The following is a 16,946-nucleotide window of genomic DNA, read 5'->3' on the forward strand; positions in this document are numbered from 1 at the left end:
CCGGGCTTACGGTCTCTTGGGCATCCTTTGTATTGGGAGCGCCCCTTCAGCGGGCGAGTAAAGGGAGATCGTGATGGCGGATCATGATCGCGACGCCGGGTCGCGCGGTGAAGAGGAAGCGCCGCGCGACCCGATGCCGGACGAGACTGCGGCTTCTCCGAGCGCGCGCGACACGGATGTCCACCCCACCCAGCCCGGCCTGAGGTACGGAGAGATCCCCCCAGGTCCGGCGCCCGAGGACTACACGACGACCGCGCACACGATGCCCGGTCCGACCGATTCTCCCCAGCAGGGCTCTGGCTCCTTCAGGGACTTCATCCGGCAGAAGCCTGCCCAGATCATCGGCGCCGGCCTGATCGGCCTCTTCGTGGGCGGCCTGCTCGGCGGCACCGCCGTGGCGCTGGTCAGCGACAGGGGCGACAGGCACGGCGTCTGGATGGATCATGACCGGGCGCCTATGCAGCTCCGCATGTTCCCCGAACGCCTGGATGAGTCCTGCTATCGGGTCCGGGGCGGCGTCGATTGCGTGATTCCCCCCGTCCCGACGAACTCGCTGCCCGACGTGGAGCCCACCAGTACGGGTTGAGTCGGCGGTTCGCCCGCTGGATTTCCGATGACATACGCGCCAAGGCCAAACAGCGGCCACAGAAGAGCTGGCACGCTTCGCGAGACAGGCTCGATCGATGACGGAGCTCCTGTCGCTGCTTGGTTGGAACAACTCGGGTGGCCGTCGCGCCAGCCTCACGCGAAAAATAGTCGCGCTCGGCATCGACACCGGCCACTTTCGGCGCGCATCCCGAAGTAAATATACATCTGAGCATCTGTCCGGTGCTGTGGCCGCATCTACAAGCATCAACGGAGTCCTCGACCACCTGGGAATCCCGCGCAGCGGAGGCGCACACTCGCATATCAGCCGCCGCATCAAGGCTCTTGGGCTTGATATTTCGCATTTTTCGCACGTTCCGGGACGTTGGTCCAGCTCTCATCAACAGTTCGATCGCGGCACCCTTGAAAAGGCGGCGGACGGCGCGAGGAGCATGCGAGAGATTCTGCGGCGTCTTGGCATGCCCGAGTCCAGGAGCGCCCGAGAGGAGATCCGCCGTCAGCTTCACGCGTTCGGACTGCCCGAACCCTCCGGGTTTCAGCGCATCAAGCTCAGCGAGGCGGAAGTCAGATCGGCCGCCGAGGCGTCACACTCGGTCGTGTCGATGATGCGCCTCCTCAACCTGCCGGTCGGCGAAACGAACCGGCGACGTCTCCTGCGCTGCATCACCCGTCATGGCATCGATACGTCCCACTTCGACCGCACGCTCACCAGTTCTGTTCTGAGCAGATCGCCCAGGGATCCACGTGCCGTTTTGGTGGAACGGCCTCCCGGCACAGGCCGCACCCCAGGACGCGTCCTCCGACGTGCACTAAGCGATATCGCTGTGCCCGTTGCCTGTGCGAAGTGAGGAGTCGGTGACGTGTGGCAAGGAGCGCCGCTGACGCTCGAGGTCGACCACATCAACGGCAATCCGGTCGACAACCGCCGGGAAAATCTGCGGCTGCTGTGCCCGAACTGTCACTCGCAAACGGCGACATTTGCCGGGCGAAACAGAGGCCGATCCAGTGCTTAGGGTGCGGGCGGGGGGACTCGAACCCCCACAGTGTTTCCACCAACAGGACCTAAACCTGCCGCGTATGCCATTTCGCCACGCCCGCGCAGTCCTGCCAAAGCAGGACTGAAACAGTTTAGCGCTCCGAGCGCGGCAGAAGAGCCCTCCGGGAGGATGGAACCGTTGTCTTCGTAGAGACGGTACAGGCCCTCGAAGAGCGAGCGAGGGCCTGCAGCCGGGGTCAGGCCAGGCCCAGCTTCTTCTTGAGCGAGGCCACGTGCCCCGTCGCCTTCACGTTGTAGAGCGCCTGCTCGACCTTCCCGTCCCCGTCGATGACGAACGTCGAGCGAATGACCCCCACGACTTCCTTCCCGTAGAGCTTCTTGGTGCCGTACACCCCGTAAGCCTGATGAACGGCCAGCTCCGGGTCCGACAGCAGGGGAAAGGTCAGCGCGTCGCGCTCGGCGAACTTGGCCAGCTTTTCCGGCTTGTCCTTCGACACGCCGAGGACGACGAATCCTTCGGCCGTCAACTGGCCCAGATTGTCGCGGAAGTCGCAGGCCTGCTTGGTGCAGCCGGGCGTCATCGCGGCAGGGTAGAAATAGAGGATCACTCGCTTGCCGCGGTAGGTGTCGAGGGAGACGGTGCCGCCGTCGGCGGTGGGTAGCGTGAACTCGGGCGCGGCGTCGCCGGGCGCGAGCTTGGTTTCGGTCACGGGGCCCTCCTGAGTTCTTTCCGCAAACCTACCGGCCCCGCCACCGTGCCGTACGGTGCGACGACCTGACAGACTGATCACGACCAGAACGGACGGAGCTCGCACGGCACGCGGAGCGGGCGCGGCCTCGCATACGGTCGAGAGGAGAGCCATGGCTGACACCGATCCCGACGAGCTGGAGCGGCGAATCGCGCGGACACGCGCGGAGTTGGCGCAGACGGTCGACGCCATTGCCGACCGGGTGAGCCCCAAGCGGGTCGCCGAGCGCACGGTGGCCGACGTCAAGAGCAGGGCCGGGCACTTCGTGGCGTCCGTGGGCGACGCCCTGGGGGTCACGCCGCGGCCGGTCGAATACGGCGACGACACCGACCGGATATGGGAGGAAGAGCGGCCTGACCTGGCGCCGGTGCTGATCGGGATCGGCGCGGTGCTGGTCGTGGGGGCGGCCATCGTGCTGTGGCGCCGCCGGCGTCGCTAACCCGTCAGAGCAGGGACGGCGCGCCCACAGACGGCAGATCGTGCCGCTGACTCGTCCGAGGCAGGGACGGCACGCCCATAGATCGGCAGGCCATGCCGCCGACCTGTCAGAGGCCCGGGGCGGCAGGCCCTCAGAGGAATGTCTGGCCTTCGCCCCGGTACGTGGGCACCGACTCCACGAGCCTGTCGCCGTCGACGAGGTGCAGGGCGTCGAAGCGCTCGCACAGCTCACCAGCCTTGGCGTGCCTGAACCAGACCCGATCGCCGATCCGCAGATCCTGGGCGGCCTGGCCGAGCAGCGGCGTCTGCACCTCCCCCGCGCCCTCGTCCGGCGCGTACCGCAGGCCGGCGGGCAGGTACGGCTGGGGCAGGCGGCTCGGCCCGGCGGCTCCCGAGGCCGGGTAGCCGCCGCCGAGGACGGTCACCGTGTCCAGGTTCGGCCGGCGCACCACCGGCAGCGCGAACAGCGCGGCCGGGTGGCCGGTGAAACGCCGGTAGAAGTCGAACAGCCTGGGGTGGAACAGTCCGGACCCGGCCGCCACCTCGGTGACGGCCTTCTCGCGCACGGTCCGCTCGATGGAGCCGGTGCCGCCGCCGTTGACGAATTCGAGGTCGGCGACCTGGCGGACGGCGTTCACGATGCGGCCGCGCCTGATGACGAGCTCCCGCGCGGACCGCGCCTGCATGAGGCGGACGGCGCGGGCATAGATCGCGTTCACGGGCGGGTCGTCTCCGACCCCGGCGATCTGGCCCTCGTACGCCAGCAGCCCGGCCAGCCGGAACCCGGGCCGCTTGGCGACCTCGGCGGCCAGGTCGGCGGCCTGCTCCGGCTCGCGGATGGGAGACCGGAGAGCTCCCGCCCGGAATTTCCCGCCAAGGGCCACGAATCCCGCGTCGAGGTCGATGCAGATCCGGAGCTCGGCGCGGGGATGGGTGGCTGTCACGGCCGACTCGATGAAGTCCAGGTGGGCCGCGGAGTCGATGGTCACGGTGATGTGCCTGGCCGCCCGCGGGTCGCCGGCCAAGGCGGCGAGCGCGTGCCGGTCGGCCGTGGGATAGGCCACGAAGATGTCGGTGAGGCCGTGCCCGGCCAGCCACAGCGCCTCGGGCAGCGTGAAGGCCATGATCCCGCGGAAGCCGTCCATGGCCAGGACGCGTTCGAGCACCGCGCGGCTGCGTACCGACTTGCTCGCCACCCGGATCGGCTTGCCCGCCGCCCGCCGTACGAGGTCGGCCGCGTTGGCCCGCAGGGCCGCCAGATCGAGGATCGCGAACGGCGGCTCCAGGCCCGCTGTCGCGCTGTCATAGCGCTGGCGGTCGTCCATACCAGCAGCGTAACGGCATATAGGGCAAATGAACATGAGGGCTGTTCACATTAACTCGGCTCCCCGTAATGTTCGGGCAAATCGGCGGCGAGGACGCGGTCCAAGCCACGCCGGACCCATGTACGTCTGTCGTTGTGACGACCACGCTTCAGCAACTACTGCCCGGCGCCCCCGACACCGCACAGCACCACGGGCTGCGCAGGGCGAGGCAGGTGCTCAGGCCGGCGCGTGCCGTACCGGGCGCCGTCGTGTCGCTCGCGCTGGCGGCCGGGCTGGGGATGACCGCGGCCGAGGTGGTGTCGGCGCTGCTCGGGCATCCGCTCGGCTGGCTCCCCGTGAACGAGCTCGTCGAGCTCGCCGGCAAGAGCACGTGGCCGGAGGCGTCCACGACCGCCCTGGTGACGGCGGGCGCGGGCGCACTGATGCTGCTGCTCGCCATCGTGCCCGGCCGCTGCCGGCTGATGCCGGTGCAGACCTCGGACCCGCTGATCGTCATCGGCATCACCCGCACCGGGCTCCGCCGCACGCTCCGCGCGGCCGCCCAGCAGGTGGCGGGGGTGGACAAGGCCCGGGTACGGCTGCGCAGGCGCACCATCGAGGTCACCGTCGTGACCGGGGCGGAGAGCTCGGGCTCGATGCTCAGGCAGGTCGGCACCGCGGTCGGCGACCGGCTGGCCGGCGTGGGGACGCTCGGCACGGGCGAGGTCGTGGTACGCCTGCGCAGGAAGACCCGGCGATGAGGGGCTCGTCAGAGAGCCGCGAAGGGGCTGTGATGCGGATCGGAAGGGGACTGTGATGCGGCAGTACGCCGGCAATCGCATCGGCCTGGCCGTCGTCGGCGGCATGCTGCTTGGCCTGGGGTCGTACGCCTGGCTGCGCGGCCACGACCGCCTCTTCGGCCTGCCGCCGAACGCCAAGATCCTCCCGCCCCAGACGGCCCGCGCCCTCGCCGCCGAGCCCTGGCCGCTGTGGACCTTGGCCCTGGTCCTGCTTCTGCTTTCCCTGCTCGCACTCCGCTGGCTGCTGCTCTGCCTGGGCTGGGGCCGCCGCGGCACCCGCAACGGCACGGCCACCGCGATGCTGTTCGTCGGCCTCAAGAGCGTGGAGGGCCTGGGCCGCGCGGGGGTGCGGGTCGGCGAGGACGGCGTGCGCATCGGCCTGACCTGCCCGGCGGCGGCCGATGTGGGAGCGGTGGTGGGCAAGCTGGATCAGGACATCGTCGGCAAGATCCGCCGCGAGGTCCGCGACGACGAGACCCCCACGCTTGTACGCCTGCACGTGCGCCGGTAGGTCGGCCCTCGGTACGTGGAGAGCGGACTCGAAGGCCCGCGCGCTAGGCCACCCGCACGGTGAGGGTGTGCCAGCCGGTCGCGCCGTCGGGCGCGGGCGGTGCCTCCTGCTCGGTCTGGGTACGCCCAGCGGCGTCGGTCGCCCGTACCTGGAGCATATGCTCCCCGGCGGTGGCGTCCCAGTCGATCGACCACTGCCGCCAGGTGTCGGGTCCGGGCACCTCGGCCAGCCGCGCCTGCCGCCACTCCCCGCGATCGACCCGCACCTCCACCGCGTCGATCCCGGTGTGCTGCGCCCACGCCACCCCGGCGATCGTGGTACGCCCGGCCTTCAGCGAGTCCCCGGACTTGGGCACGTCGATGCGCGACTGGACCTTGATGGGCCCCTTGGCCGACCAGCCGCGCGGCGTCCAGTACGCCTCGTCCCTGTCGAACCTGGTCACCTTGATGTCCACCACCCACTTGGTGGCCGACACGTACCCGTACAGGCCGGGCACCACCTGGCGCACCGGGAAGCCGTGGTTCACGGAGAGGACCTCGCCGTTCATCGCCACCGCGAACAGCGCGTCGCGCCCGTCCATGACCACGTCGGCCGGGGTGCCGCAGGTGAAGCCGTCGGCGGACGTGGACAGCAGCATGTCGGCGTCCGCCCGGAGGCCCGCCTGGCGCAGGACGTCGGCCATGCGCACGCCCAGCCAGCGGGCGTTGCCGACGAGTCCGCCGCCGACCTCGTTGGAGACGCAGGTGAGCGTGACGTCGGCCTCGGTGAGCGGCATCCTCAGCAGGTCGGCGTAGGTGATCTCGACGGGCCGGTCGACCAGGCCGTGGATGCGCAGCTTCCATTCGCGGGGATCGACCTGTGGAAGGACGAGCGCGGTGTGCACCTCGTAGAAGTCCTGATTCGGCGTGATGAACGGGGACAGGCCGTTGATGCCGAGGTTCGCACCCGTGGGGATGGGCTTGGCTGGGGTCGCGGGCCTGGGCAATGCCACCCCCGCCCGCGCGGTGTCCACCGCCTGCCGCCCGCCGAACTGCCGCCCGAGCACCGTGGCCGCCCCCGCCACCACCACGCCGCCGGCGACCCCGGTCAGCAACCGCCGCCGATCGAACGCGCGCAGGTCCGCCCCGCTCCGCATCACGGCCGGCCGCTCGGCTCTGCGGTCCAGCTCCACCAGCCGGTCCCGCTCGGCCGCGCCGTCCGGACCGTCCGGACCGGCGCCGCCGCCCTCAGAGGCCGTCGTCTGGGAGCTGTGTTCGCCCGTACGCGATGAGGCGGCCGTCGTGCGGGAGCCGCGTACGCCCGCGGCCCGGCGTACCAGCCAGGAGAGCGCCCAGGCGCCGGCCGCCGCGCCCGCCAGGGTCGGCAGCGTGTCCAGGATCCCCCCGGCGTCCGGCCGGGTGAGCACCGCGAACACCCCCACCGCCCCGAACGCGGCCAGCCCCGCGACACCGTAGGCGAGCCGGCGCCTGGCCAGCACTCCGATGAGCGCCGCGATCCCGGCCAGCACCACCAGCACGCCCCCGAGGAGGACCGCCTTGTCGTTCTCGCCGAATGTCCTGATCGCCCAGTCCTTGACCGGGGCAGGCGTGAGATCGACCGTCGCATCGCCCACGGCCACCACGGGAAACGTCTCGGGTCCGACGAACCCGGCCACGAGCTGCGCGATCCCGAGGGCCACGCCGCCGGACACCAATCCCGCCAGGGCGCCCGCCCAGGCGGGCACTGTCATATTCCTCTGCACAGTACGAACGTACGTCCGCCGCCGCCACCTGGTTCTTACGCTGTGGTTACGAGGCCAGCAGTTCGCGCACGACCGGCGCCAGCGCCCGGAAGGCCCGGCCCCGGTGGCTGATGGCGTCCTTCTCGTCCGGCGACATCTCGGCCGTGGTGCGGACGTCGCCGTCGGGCACGAAGATCGGGTCGTAGCCGAAGCCGTTGGACCCGCGCGGCGTGGTGACGAGGCGGCCCGGCAGCACGCCCTCGACCACGCGAGACTTGCCGGAGGGCAGCGCCAGCGCGGCGGCGCAGGTGAAGTAAGCGGTCAGCCGGTCCGCGGGCACGTCGGAGAGCTGCGCGAGCAGCAGGTCGAGGTTGGCCCCGTCGTCGCCGTGCCGCCCCGACCAGCGGGCGGAGAAGACGCCCGGCATGCCGTTGAGCACGTCGACGCAGAGCCCGGAGTCGTCGGCGACCGCGGGCAGGCCGGAGCCCTTCGCGACGGCGTGCGCCTTGAGCAGGGCGTTCTCCTCGAACGTGACACCGGTCTCGGCGACCTCGCCGATCGAGGGGAACTCCTCGAGCCCGACGATGTCGAACCCGGACAGGATGCGGCGCAGCTCAGCGATCTTGCCCGCGTTGCGAGTGGCCAGCACGATCTTCACGAGCCCAGGGCCTCCTGCTGGATCAGCGTGAGCTCCTCACAGCCTGCCAGGGCCAGATCGAGGAGCTGGTCGAGCACGCCCCGGTCGAACGGGGCGCCCTCGGCGGTGCCCTGCACCTCGACGAAGCTGCCCTCGCCGGTCATGACGACGTTCATGTCGGTCTCGGCGGCGACGTCCTCGGTGTAGCAGAGGTCGAGCATCGGCACCGTCCCCACCACGCCGACGGAGACGGCCGAGACCGAGCCGATCAGCGGGTCACCGGGGCACATCCGGCGCTCACGCATCCAGGCGACGGCGTCGGCCAGCGCCACGTAGGCGCCGGTGATGGCGGCGGTCCTGGTGCCGCCGTCGGCCTGCAGCACGTCGCAGTCGAGCAGAATGGAGTTTTCGCCCAACGCTTTGTAATCGACACACGCACGGAGCGAACGCCCGATCAACCGCGAAATCTCGTGCGTCCTGCCACCGATTTTGCCGCGGACCGATTCACGATCGTTACGGGTATTGGTCGCCCGCGGAAGCATGGCGTATTCGGCTGTAACCCAGCCCTGCCCGCTGCCTCTTCGCCAGCGCGGCACACTGTCCTGCACCGACGCCGCGCACAACACCCTGGTGCCACCGAATTCGACCAGCACGGAGCCTTCGGCGTGAGTCAGCCATTGCCTCGTGATGGTAATGGGACGAAGCTGGTCAGGGTTGCGGCCATCCTGTCGGGACATACAGATCACCCTATCTCCGCGCCACAACGCTCTTGACCAAATGTGTCCGACACATGGATCCTGACGCAATGACAACGGGGGTGTTGCGTAACCCTGACTTCCTCCGGTTCCTCAGCTCGCATGTCGCCAACGAACTCGGGGCCAATATCTCACGCGTGGCGCTTCCGCTGGTGGCCGTGCTGGTGCTGCACGCCGGACCGGCGGAGGTCGGCCTGCTGGCGTCGCTGCAGACGATCGCGTTCCTCGTGATCGGCTTGCCCACGGGGGTGTGGGTGGACAGGATGCGCCGGCGCCGCGTGATGATGGCGGCCGACCTGATCAGGTTCGTGCTGCTGGCCAGTATCCCGGTGGCGGCCGAGCTGGGGGTCCTGTCGATCGGGATGATGTTCGCGGTGGCACTGCTCATGGGGCTGGCGCAGGTTTTCAACGACGTGGCGGACCAGACGTACCTGCCCGACCTGATCAGCAACCGGCAACTCAGCGACGGCAACGCGAAGCTGGAGATCGTCCGGTCGGGATCGTTCCTGGCGGGGCCGGGTGTGGGGGGCGCGCTGGTGCAGCTGCTCGGGGCGTCGCGCACGCTGACCGCCACCGCGCTGGGCGCGCTCGCCTCGGTGCTCTTCCTGGGCTCGATCAAGGCGCCGGACAAGCCGCCCGCGGACACCGAGGGCTCGCCGCTCCTGCGCGGGATCAGGGTGGGGCTCACATATCTGTGGCGCGACCGGCTGCTGCGCATGTTCGTGGCGTCGTCGGCGATGAACAACCTCTGCATCAGCGGGGTGCTCGGCCTGTCGGTGCTGTTCCTGGCCGAGGAGGTCAAGCTGGCGCCGGGCCTCATCGGCCTGCTGCTCATGTCAGGCGGGATCGGCGGGCTGATCGGTGGCCTGACCGGCGGCTGGCTGTCCAGGAGGTACGGCACGGCCAGGATGACCTGGCTGGCCGTCACGGTGGGCGCGCCCTTCGGCCTGCTGCTGCCGATGACGCAGGCCGACTGGCGGGTGGTGTGCTTCGCGATCACCTCGATCATGTTGTCGTGGAGCGCCGCGCTGACGAACGTGGGCCAGATCACCTACCGGCAGACGGTGACCCCGGAGCACATGCTCGGCAGGGTCAACGCCTCGGTGAGGTTCGTGGTCTGGGGCACCATGCCGCTGGGCGCGCTGCTCGGCGGCCTCGTCGCCCAGCAGGTCGGCGTACGTCAGACGCTGTGGGTGCTCATGGCGGGCAGGCTGCTGGCGTTCCTGCCGCTGCTGTTCTCGCCGTTGCCACGCATGCGTGACTTCACCGAGGTTCAGGCCAGGTCATAGACCGCGCCGCTGCGGGCCAGCTCGACAGGACCGTCGTAGCCGCCCCTGGAGGCGTCGCTGAGGACGGTCGCCTGGTCGTTCCAGGGGACGAGGTGGGTGAGCACGAGGCGGCCGACATCCGCCTTGGCGGCGTGCTCGGCTGCCTGGCGGCCGGTCAGGTGCAGGTCGACGGGCAGGCCGGGCTGCTCGACGAAGGAGGCCTCGCACAGCAGGAGGTCGGCGCCCGAGGCCAGCTTCACCAGCTCGTCGCACTCGCCGGTGTCGCCGGAGTAGGCCACGGACCTCTTGCCGTTGGCGACGCGGAAGCCGTACGCCTCGACCGGGTGGTTGACCAGCCCCGCGGTGAGGGTGAACGGCCCGATCTCGAACGAGCCGGGCGCCAGCGGAACGAAGTCGAACGCGGTCTCCAGCCCTGGCTCGTCCGGCATGCCGTACGCGGCCGCCAGCCGGGACGGGGCGTCGGCGGGCGCGTAAACGGGCACGGCCGGGTACGGCGCCGCGGGCCCGTACGTCCGCGCCACGTGATAGGAGCAAAGGTCAAGACAGTGGTCGGCGTGCAAATGGGACAGGCAGATCGCGTCCACGTCGTACAGGCCGATGTGGCGTTGGAGCGCCCCGAGCGATCCATTGCCGAGATCGAGCAGCATCCTGAAACCGTCCGCTTCGAGGAGGTAGCAGGACGCTGGGCTGTCGGGCCCCGGGTAGCTCCCTGAGCATCCGACGATGGTCACCTTCATGTGGGCCTCCCGTTAGAGGTAGTACCCCCCACTGGAGCGAGTTCGACCACATCGATCTCCGGGCCCAGGAAGCGTCGCCCGAGCCGGGCGAAGAGCAGGGAGTCGCCGGTGGCGCGGAAGCGGTGCCGGGGGGTGGCCCCGCTCCCCGCCGCCAGATCGCGGTCATGCAGGATCCGGTAGACGTCCTTGGCCGTCTCGTCCGCGCTGGAGACCAGCGTGACCTCGTCACCGGCGATGTAGGAGATCGCGCCGGCGAGGAGCGGATAGTGGGTGCAGCCGAGGATGAGAGTGTCGCACCCGGCGGCCCTGACGGGTTCCAGGTAGTCGCGCACGACCTCGATGAGCTCGTCGCTCATCGTCTCGCCTCGTTCGACGTACTCCACCAGGCGTGGGGCGGCCACGCCGGTGAGCTGCACGTCGGGGGCCGCGGTGAAGGCGTCGTGATAGGCCATGGAGTCGATGGTGGCCCTGGTGGCGATCACGCCGACCTTCCCGGTGCGGGTGGCCCGCACCGCGCGCCTGGTGGCGGGCTGGATCACCTCGACGACCGGCACGTCATAGCGCTCGCGGGCGTCGCGCAGCACGGCGGCACTGGCGCTGTTGCACGCGATCACGAGCATCTTGACGTCCTGCTCGACGAGGTGGTCCATCACCTCCAGGGCGTAGGCGCGGACCTCCGCGATGCGTTTCGGCCCGTACGGCTGGCGGGCCGTGTCGGCCACATAGGTGATCGATTCGTGGGGCAGCTGGTCGATGATCGCTCGGGCGACCGTCAAGCCGCCGACTCCGCTGTCGAAGATCCCAATACTCGTGTCCGGCACGCTTAGAGGGTAGGCGACCTGCACGATCAACACTGCGTAAGAATGCTCACAGGTGCGACTCGTGAGCATGATGCGGTGTTGTCTTGGTCACACGCAGGCCCGTCAGCCTCTGCCGACCCTGGCGAGCTGGCGCGACTGAGCGACCAGGCGGCCGGCGGAGTCACGTACCTCGACCTCCTCGTCGAACCAGCCGTCGGAGACCAGCCGGCCGCTGCCGAGCAGCGTGAGCCAGCCGGGCGCGGGCAGCGCGCGCAGGTGCCAGGTGAGGTCCACGGTCGGCGCCCAGCCGCGCGCCCCCGCCGAGAACACCACGGGCGGCAGCGCGTCCACGGCCAGCGCCAGCACGTACGGGTCCGGGTCCTGGGGCTCGGCCATCCTGAAGTACGCCCGCGACTCGGGCCTGCCGGTGGGGTCGCCGGTCAGCCAGCCGATCGTGGGCGGATCGAAGAGCAGCTCCATCTGGGCGTTCAGGTTCATGCCCGACTCGGGCTTGGGGTCAGGGAGCTTGGCGCAGTCCTCAAGGCTCGGCATGCCGTACGCCGATTTTTCGGCATACATCGGCTCGACGTCGTGCAGCGTGGCCGTCGTGATCAAGCTCTCGATCTGCGCCACACCGTCTTGCACGAGCCTGGCCCTGGCGAACGCGGCCGTCCTGCCCGCCTTGAGCGGCTCCACCACGACCTGGGCAGGACCGGCGATCGGCGCCTTGAGGAACTGCGCGGTCGTGCTCACCGGGTGCTCGAACGGCGAGGCGTCCACCGCCGCACGCAGGATCACGGCCATGAGGTAGCCGCCGTTGAGCGGGCCGCCGATCTGGTATCCCGGGTCGAGGCAGACGTCGTACGTGCCGTCGTCGACCTTGATCGCCTGCGTGGCCTCGTCAAACTTGGTCATCCGCTCCCGCCTCAAAATTTGGAACTATGTTCTAGAGCCCCATACTCTACGGGCCGCGCCCAGCGGGCCACCTGCCGGGTCTGATTCGACTTCAGCACATTGCAAGCGCCTGACAAGCAACATCCGTTACCTTCTCAGTGGTCAAAAGTCCACTTTGTGAGTTGAGTGATGTCTGCTAACAATCCCCCCGATGGCCAGGATCCTGACCGGACCACGGCGTACAACTGGAACCAGGGGCAGCCGTACCCGCCGCAGCAGCCCTACCAGCAGCAGCCCCATGGCCAGCAGCAGCCCTCGCAGGGGCAGCAGGGGTCTTATGGCCAGCAGCAGCCGTACAACCCGCAGCCGGCGTATGGGCAGCAGCCCTCCTACGGCGCGCCGTACGGGCAGCCGAGCCAGCCGAATTACCAGCAGCAGGATCAAGGCGGCTGGCAGCAGCAACAACCGCAGCAGGGTGCCTGGCAGCAGGAACAGCAACCGCAGCAGGGTGCCTGGCAGCAGGAGCAGTTACAGGGTGGCTGGCAGCAGCATGACCCGTATGCGCAGCAGGGCTGGCAGCAGCAGGGCCCCGAGGGCCACGGTCCGCCGGCCAAGAAGGGCCGCAAGGGCTGGGTGATCGCGGCCGCCGCGGCGCTCGCGGTGATCCTGCTCGGCGGCGGCGCGGTGTGGGCCGTGGGCGCCATCGGCGGCGGCGGCACGCAGCCGGACGAGGTCCTGCCCGCCGACTCCATCGCCTACGCCCGCCTCGACCTGGACCCGGCCGCCAACCAGAAGCTGGCGCTGTTCCAGCTGGCCAGGAAGTTCACGGTCACCAAGGACTCCTTCTCCGGCGAGGACCCGCGCAAGGCGCTGTTCGACACGATCAACAAGGACTCCGACAGCAAGGTCGACTTCGCCAAGGACGTCGACCCGTGGCTGGGCAGCAGGGTCGGCTTCGCCGCCGTCCCGTCCGGCAAGGACGAGCCCGACTTCGCGGTGGCCGTCCAGGTCAAGGACGAAGAGCAGGCCAAGGCCGGCATCGCCAAGCTGATGGACGGCGACAAGTACGGCATCGCCTTCCGCGATGACTACGCGCTCCTCACCACCACCCAGGCGCTGGCCGACAAGTACGCGAAGGCCGAGGGCAGCCTGGCCGACAACGCCGAGTTCAACGAGGACATGGGCGCGGTCGGCGAGCAGGGCGTGCTGTCGTTCTGGGCCGACATGGGCGGCCTCATGGAGCTGGCCAAGAAGGAGATCCCCGCCGAGCAGGCGGCGAGCCTCGAGCAGATCAAGGACGCCAGGTTCGCCGGCGCCCTGCGCTTCGACAGCGCCTACGTCGAGCTCGCCGGCACGGTGCGCGGGGCCAAGGGCATGGCGCCCCAGAGCGACCTGCCCAACGCCAACCTGGGCACCCTGCCCGCGACCACGGCCGGCGCCCTGTCGATCTCCGGCCTCGACCAGGTCGTCACCAAGCAGTGGTCCGAGATCGAGAAGCAGGCCTCGGCGGCCGGGGCCGCGGAGATCAAGCAGCTGATCGAGCAGGCCAAGACCATGTACGGCCTCGAACTCCCCGCCGACCTGGCCACGGTCCTCGGCAAGAACTTCACGATCGCGGTGGACAGCGAGGGCCTGGACACCAACCAGATCAAGGGCGGCGTGCGCGTCGCCACCGACCCGGCCAAGGCGCAGGCCATCCTCGACAAGATCCAGCAGGCGATGACCGCAAGCGGCCAGCCCGCTCCGCAGATCGCCAAGGTCGCCGGCGACGGCGTCTTCACGGTGGCGACGACGGACGAGTACGCCAAGAAGCTGGCCGAGGAAGGCACGCTGGGCGACTCCGAGACGTTCCAGACGGCGATCCCGGACGCGGGCGAGGCGACGTACGCGATCTTCGTTGACCTGGACAAGGTCGAGAACCTCTACCTCAAGTCCATGCAGGGCGACGAGAAGGCCAACGCGCAGGTGCTGCGGGCCGTCGGGATGAGCGGCAAGCAGACCGACACCGAGGCGACGTTCTCGCTGCGGCTCCTGTTCAACTGACCCGAACGCGAAAGGGCGGCCGAACCGGCCGCCCTTTTCGTGTGCTCAAGCCCAGAGCTGGCCTTCGAGGCGCTCTTCCGCCTCTTCCAGGGTGCCCTCGTAGGCGCCCGTGGACAGGTATTTCCAGCCGCCGTCGGCCACCACGAACGCGACGTCGGCCCGCTCCCCCGCCTTGACCGCCTTCCTGGCCACGCCCAGCGCCGCGTGCAGCGCGGCCCCGGTCGAGACCCCGGCGAAGATGCCCTCGGTGGTGAGCAGCTCGCGGGTGCGCCGCAGCGCGTCCGCGGAGCCGACCGAGAAGCGGGTGGTCAGCACGGACTCGTCGTAGAGCTCGGGGATGAACCCCTCGTCCACGTTGCGCAGCCCGTAGACCAGCTCTCCGTAGCGCGGCTCGGCGGCGACTATCTGCACGCCGGGCACCTGCTCGCGCAGGAACCGGCCCACGCCCATCAGCGTCCCCGTCGTGCCGAGCCCGGCCACGAAGTGGGTGATGGTGGGCAGGTCGTCGAGAATCTCGGGACCCGTGGTCTCGTAGTGGGAGCGCCAGTTGGCCGGGTTGCCGTACTGGTAGAGCATCACCCAGGAGGGATTCTGGGCCGCCAGCTCCTTGGCGACGCGTACGGCCTCGTTCGAGCCGCCGGCCGCCGGGGAGGAGATGATCTCCGCGCCCCACATGCGCAGGAGCTGGCGCCGCTCGTCGGAGGTGTTCTCCGGCATGACGCAGATCAGCTTGTAGCCCTTGAGCTTGGCCGACATGGCGAGTGAGATGCCGGTGTTGCCGCTGGTGGGCTCCAGGATCGTGCAGCCGGGCGTGAGCAGGCCGTCCTTCTCGGCCTGCTCGACCATCCAGAGCGCGGGCCTGTCCTTGATCGAGCCGGTCGGGTTGCGGTCTTCCAGCTTGGCCCACACCCGCACGTCGGCGGACGGCGACAGTCTCGGCAGGCCGACCAGCGGCGTGCGGCCCACCGAGTCGATCAGCGATTCGAAACGCATGTCACCCACCGGCGACGGCTGGGAGGACGGTCACGGTGTCGCCGTCGGACACGGGCGTGCCGAGACCGCCGAGGAAGCGCACGTCTTCGTCGTTCAGGTAGACGTTGACGAAACGGCGCAGGCCACCACCGTTGTCGATGAGGCGGTCCTTGATGCCCGGGTGGCGGGACTCCAGATTGGTGATCAGCTCGTCGAGGGTGGCGCCCTCGGCGTTCACGGCCTTCGCACCGTCGGTGTAGTTGCGCAGAATGGTCGGAATGCGAACCTCGATGGCCATCGCGGTCAGTCTCCTCATGTCATGTCGTCGTCCCATCGGCAGCAACGCCGACGGCTGAAAGGGGATTCCAGGCTCAACGACGACAGTCGTAGACGACGACAGCCGGAGTGTGTGCGAAGAGGAAGCTCTGCACCGGCCGGACCATCATGGGAGAAATCTTACCTCTTCCTCGGTGATCTCACCGTCGAGGATCTGGTAGGAGCGGAACTCCACCTTGTCCTCGTCCCTGGTCGAGACCAGGACGTAGTGCGCGTTGGGCTCGGAGGCGTAGGACACGTCGGTGCGCGACGGGTACGCCTCGGTGGCGGTGTGGGAATGGTAGATCACGACGGGCTCCTCGTCGCGGTCGTCCATCTCGCGCCAGACACGCAGCTGCTCCATCGAGTCGAAGCGGTAGAAGGTGGGCGAGCGCTCGGCGTTCTCCATCGGGATGAACCGCTCGGGTACGCCGTTCTTGCCCGCGATCACACCGCACGCCTCGTCGGGGTGGTCGGCCCGGGCATGGGCGACGATCTTGTCCGCCAGTTCCTGCGCGATCGACAGCATGCCCGGAAATTACCAGAGGGCCCGGACCAGGCTGTCCTGTAGGTAGGTCAGCCAGTCATAGGTGACGAAGGCCGGATATCTGGGATCGTCCTCGGACATCATGGCGATCTCATCGTGGATCTCCTCGGTCACCTCCAGCTTGACGCCGAGCGTGAGGCGCAGGTCGTTGAGCGCGCGCAGCCACGCCTGGGCCTGCTCGGCCGTGAGCTCGGAGCGTCCCGATCTGGCCGTGTCGTAGACCGTCTGCGCGTCGGCCCGCTTGCCGTCGCGCAGCGTGGCCTCGGTGTAGCGGCGGAACTCCGAGGCATCCTCCTCGTCCTCGTACGCCGTTGGGAACAGGCGCGCCAGCACCGGGTCCGTCGGCGCCTCGGTCGCCCCGATGCCCAGCGCCCGCTCCAGCGGGTCGTCGCTGGTCTGCCCCGGCGACACGAGGCCGAGCAGCATCGACACGAGCGAGCGCAGCAGCGAGACCTCGGCGGCCTCGAACCGCGTGACGACTCCGCCACCCTTGCCCGGCGAGAACCCCGAACTCACCCGCACCTCTTCATGTGCCTCATTTGACCGAATCCGGCTGGAGCGTCGCCCACAGGCCGTAGGAGTGGAGAATCTGCACATCGCGTTCCATCTCTTCGCGCGTGCCGCTGGACACTACAGCCTTGCCCTTGTGGTGTACGTCCATCATCAGCTTCTCGGCCTTCTCCTTGGTGTAGCCGAAGACCGTTTGGAAAACATAGGTCACGTAGGACATGAGGTTGACCGGGTCATTCCAGACGATGGTCACCCATGGCAGATCGGGCCGGACGTCCGATGACGGACGCTCGACGGTGATTGGAGCGGTGCTACCCACATC

Annotated in this window: 21 protein-coding genes and 1 tRNA gene; 8 read left to right on the top strand and 14 right to left on the bottom strand. The window is 69.2% G+C overall.

Features of this window, described 5'->3' with window-relative positions:
* The first annotated feature begins 73 nt into the window (after nt 1-73).
* The 3 genes from EJK15_RS28760 to EJK15_RS77725 all read left to right on the top strand — a co-directional run bounded on the left by EJK15_RS28760 (nt 74) and on the right by EJK15_RS77725 (nt 1,619).
* Nucleotides 74-586, top strand: a complete 513-nt coding sequence (locus EJK15_RS28760) for a hypothetical protein (protein ID WP_138713601.1) — start codon at nt 74-76, stop codon at nt 584-586.
* A gap of 97 nt (nt 587-683) precedes the next feature.
* Nucleotides 684-1,454 (top strand): hypothetical protein, encoded by a 771-nt coding sequence (locus tag EJK15_RS28765; protein WP_138713602.1) that lies wholly within the window; start codon nt 684-686, stop codon nt 1,452-1,454.
* A gap of 12 nt (nt 1,455-1,466) precedes the next feature.
* The gene (locus tag EJK15_RS77725; protein WP_138713603.1) at nt 1,467-1,619 is read left to right on the top strand and encodes an HNH endonuclease; all 153 of its coding nucleotides are present in this window, start codon (nt 1,467-1,469) and stop codon (nt 1,617-1,619) included.
* Between the two features lie 2 nt (nt 1,620-1,621).
* Here the strand turns inward: EJK15_RS77725 and EJK15_RS28775 are convergent.
* Both EJK15_RS28775 and bcp read right to left on the bottom strand, forming a co-directional pair.
* Nucleotides 1,622-1,704, bottom strand: a tRNA-Leu gene (locus EJK15_RS28775).
* A gap of 135 nt (nt 1,705-1,839) precedes the next feature.
* Nucleotides 1,840-2,313: a thioredoxin-dependent thiol peroxidase gene (bcp, locus tag EJK15_RS28780; protein WP_240777273.1), complete on the bottom strand. Its 474-nt coding sequence runs from the start codon at nt 2,311-2,313 to the stop codon at nt 1,840-1,842.
* 151 nt (nt 2,314-2,464) lie between these two features.
* Between bcp and EJK15_RS28785 the strand changes: the two genes are divergently transcribed.
* Nucleotides 2,465-2,791: a DUF3618 domain-containing protein gene (locus EJK15_RS28785; RefSeq protein ID WP_138713605.1), complete on the top strand. Its 327-nt coding sequence runs from the start codon at nt 2,465-2,467 to the stop codon at nt 2,789-2,791.
* A gap of 130 nt (nt 2,792-2,921) precedes the next feature.
* Here EJK15_RS28785 and EJK15_RS28790 read toward each other — a convergent pair whose 3' ends face one another.
* Nucleotides 2,922-4,115, bottom strand: coding sequence for an amino acid deaminase/aldolase (locus EJK15_RS28790; RefSeq protein WP_138713606.1), 1,194 nt, complete (start codon nt 4,113-4,115; stop codon nt 2,922-2,924).
* 134 nt (nt 4,116-4,249) lie between these two features.
* On the opposite strand from EJK15_RS28790, the gene EJK15_RS28795 reads away from it, so the two are divergent.
* Both EJK15_RS28795 and EJK15_RS28800 read left to right on the top strand, forming a co-directional pair.
* A complete protein-coding gene (locus EJK15_RS28795) occupies nt 4,250-4,855 on the top strand; it encodes a DUF6286 domain-containing protein (RefSeq protein ID WP_138713607.1) in 606 nt (201 codons plus the stop codon).
* Between the two features lie 55 nt (nt 4,856-4,910).
* On the top strand, nt 4,911-5,405 hold the full coding sequence (locus tag EJK15_RS28800; protein ID WP_138713608.1) for a hypothetical protein: 495 nt from the start codon (nt 4,911-4,913) through the stop codon (nt 5,403-5,405).
* A gap of 43 nt (nt 5,406-5,448) precedes the next feature.
* Here EJK15_RS28800 and EJK15_RS28805 read toward each other — a convergent pair whose 3' ends face one another.
* From EJK15_RS28805 to rph, 3 genes are read right to left on the bottom strand one after another with little or no spacing between them, the layout of a single operon-like run.
* The gene (locus EJK15_RS28805) at nt 5,449-7,134 is read right to left on the bottom strand and encodes a molybdopterin-dependent oxidoreductase (protein WP_138713609.1); all 1,686 of its coding nucleotides are present in this window, start codon (nt 7,132-7,134) and stop codon (nt 5,449-5,451) included.
* A gap of 58 nt (nt 7,135-7,192) precedes the next feature.
* The gene (gene rdgB, locus EJK15_RS28810; RefSeq protein WP_138713610.1) at nt 7,193-7,783 is read right to left on the bottom strand and encodes an RdgB/HAM1 family non-canonical purine NTP pyrophosphatase; all 591 of its coding nucleotides are present in this window, start codon (nt 7,781-7,783) and stop codon (nt 7,193-7,195) included.
* Nucleotides 7,780-8,499, bottom strand: coding sequence for a ribonuclease PH (rph, locus tag EJK15_RS28815; protein WP_138713611.1), 720 nt, complete (start codon nt 8,497-8,499; stop codon nt 7,780-7,782). The genes rdgB and rph overlap by 4 nt, the downstream gene beginning before the upstream one ends.
* A 155-nt stretch (nt 8,500-8,654) precedes the next feature.
* Between rph and EJK15_RS28820 the strand changes: the two genes are divergently transcribed.
* Nucleotides 8,655-9,806 (top strand): MFS transporter, encoded by a 1,152-nt coding sequence (locus tag EJK15_RS28820; RefSeq protein WP_240777274.1) that lies wholly within the window; start codon nt 8,655-8,657, stop codon nt 9,804-9,806.
* Here the strand turns inward: EJK15_RS28820 and EJK15_RS28825 are convergent.
* From EJK15_RS28825 to EJK15_RS28835, 3 genes are all read right to left on the bottom strand, one after another.
* Nucleotides 9,791-10,543 carry an MBL fold metallo-hydrolase gene (locus EJK15_RS28825; protein ID WP_138713613.1) on the bottom strand — a complete coding sequence of 251 codons (753 nt, stop codon included), beginning with the start codon at nt 10,541-10,543 and terminating at the stop codon, nt 9,791-9,793. The two genes, EJK15_RS28820 and EJK15_RS28825, sit on opposite strands and share 16 nt — an antisense overlap.
* Nucleotides 10,540-11,364 carry a glutamate racemase gene (gene murI / locus EJK15_RS28830; RefSeq protein ID WP_138713614.1) on the bottom strand — a complete coding sequence of 275 codons (825 nt, stop codon included), beginning with the start codon at nt 11,362-11,364 and terminating at the stop codon, nt 10,540-10,542. The genes EJK15_RS28825 and murI overlap by 4 nt, the downstream gene beginning before the upstream one ends.
* 102 nt (nt 11,365-11,466) lie before the next feature.
* Nucleotides 11,467-12,258 (bottom strand): thioesterase family protein, encoded by a 792-nt coding sequence (locus tag EJK15_RS28835; protein WP_138713615.1) that lies wholly within the window; start codon nt 12,256-12,258, stop codon nt 11,467-11,469.
* Between the two features lie 168 nt (nt 12,259-12,426).
* On the opposite strand from EJK15_RS28835, the gene EJK15_RS28840 reads away from it, so the two are divergent.
* Nucleotides 12,427-14,280, top strand: a complete 1,854-nt coding sequence (locus EJK15_RS28840; protein ID WP_138713616.1) for a DUF3352 domain-containing protein — start codon at nt 12,427-12,429, stop codon at nt 14,278-14,280.
* A 45-nt stretch (nt 14,281-14,325) separates the two neighbouring features.
* Here the strand turns inward: EJK15_RS28840 and EJK15_RS28845 are convergent, their stop codons facing one another.
* The 5 genes from EJK15_RS28845 to clpS all read right to left on the bottom strand — a co-directional run bounded on the left by EJK15_RS28845 (nt 14,326) and on the right by clpS (nt 16,943).
* Entirely contained in the window at nt 14,326-15,273 is a 948-nt protein-coding gene (locus EJK15_RS28845) for a PLP-dependent cysteine synthase family protein (protein WP_138713617.1), read from the bottom strand.
* A gap of 1 nt (nt 15,274) precedes the next feature.
* A complete protein-coding gene (locus tag EJK15_RS28850; protein ID WP_138713618.1) occupies nt 15,275-15,550 on the bottom strand; it encodes a MoaD/ThiS family protein in 276 nt (91 codons plus the stop codon).
* 144 nt (nt 15,551-15,694) lie between these two features.
* Complete coding sequence (locus tag EJK15_RS28855) at nt 15,695-16,096, bottom strand: M67 family metallopeptidase (RefSeq protein ID WP_138713619.1); 402 nt, start codon at nt 16,094-16,096, stop codon at nt 15,695-15,697.
* Nucleotides 16,097-16,105: 9 nt separating this feature from the next.
* On the bottom strand, nt 16,106-16,630 hold the full coding sequence (locus EJK15_RS28860) for a DUF2017 domain-containing protein (RefSeq protein WP_138713620.1): 525 nt from the start codon (nt 16,628-16,630) through the stop codon (nt 16,106-16,108).
* Nucleotides 16,631-16,649: 19 nt separating this feature from the next.
* Entirely contained in the window at nt 16,650-16,943 is a 294-nt protein-coding gene (gene clpS / locus EJK15_RS28865; protein ID WP_138673129.1) for an ATP-dependent Clp protease adapter ClpS, read from the bottom strand.
* Nucleotides 16,944-16,946 lie beyond the last annotated feature (3 nt).

This window comes from Nonomuraea basaltis (genome assembly GCF_005893125.1).
Classification (GTDB): Bacteria; Actinomycetota; Actinomycetes; order Streptosporangiales; family Streptosporangiaceae; genus Nonomuraea; species Nonomuraea basaltis.

Coding starts and splice junctions, on each gene's coding strand:
- EJK15_RS28765 (WP_138713602.1), top strand. CDS start 684: ATGACGGAGCTCCTGTCGCTGCTTGGTTGGAACAACTCGGGTGGCCGT.
- EJK15_RS28785 (WP_138713605.1), top strand. CDS start 2,465: ATGGCTGACACCGATCCCGACGAGCTGGAGCGGCGAATCGCGCGGACA.
- EJK15_RS28800 (WP_138713608.1), top strand. CDS start 4,911: ATGCGGCAGTACGCCGGCAATCGCATCGGCCTGGCCGTCGTCGGCGGC.
- EJK15_RS28855 (WP_138713619.1), bottom strand. CDS start 16,096: ATGCTGTCGATCGCGCAGGAACTGGCGGACAAGATCGTCGCCCATGCC.
- EJK15_RS28825 (WP_138713613.1), bottom strand. CDS start 10,543: ATGAAGGTGACCATCGTCGGATGCTCAGGGAGCTACCCGGGGCCCGAC.
- EJK15_RS28845 (WP_138713617.1), bottom strand. CDS start 15,273: ATGCGTTTCGAATCGCTGATCGACTCGGTGGGCCGCACGCCGCTGGTC.
- EJK15_RS28835 (WP_138713615.1), bottom strand. CDS start 12,258: ATGACCAAGTTTGACGAGGCCACGCAGGCGATCAAGGTCGACGACGGC.
- EJK15_RS28850 (WP_138713618.1), bottom strand. CDS start 15,550: ATGGCCATCGAGGTTCGCATTCCGACCATTCTGCGCAACTACACCGAC.
- EJK15_RS28790 (WP_138713606.1), bottom strand. CDS start 4,115: ATGGACGACCGCCAGCGCTATGACAGCGCGACAGCGGGCCTGGAGCCG.
- EJK15_RS28840 (WP_138713616.1), top strand. CDS start 12,427: ATGTCTGCTAACAATCCCCCCGATGGCCAGGATCCTGACCGGACCACG.
- EJK15_RS28805 (WP_138713609.1), bottom strand. CDS start 7,134: ATGACAGTGCCCGCCTGGGCGGGCGCCCTGGCGGGATTGGTGTCCGGC.
- EJK15_RS28760 (WP_138713601.1), top strand. CDS start 74: ATGGCGGATCATGATCGCGACGCCGGGTCGCGCGGTGAAGAGGAAGCG.
- rph (WP_138713611.1), bottom strand. CDS start 8,499: ATGTCCCGACAGGATGGCCGCAACCCTGACCAGCTTCGTCCCATTACC.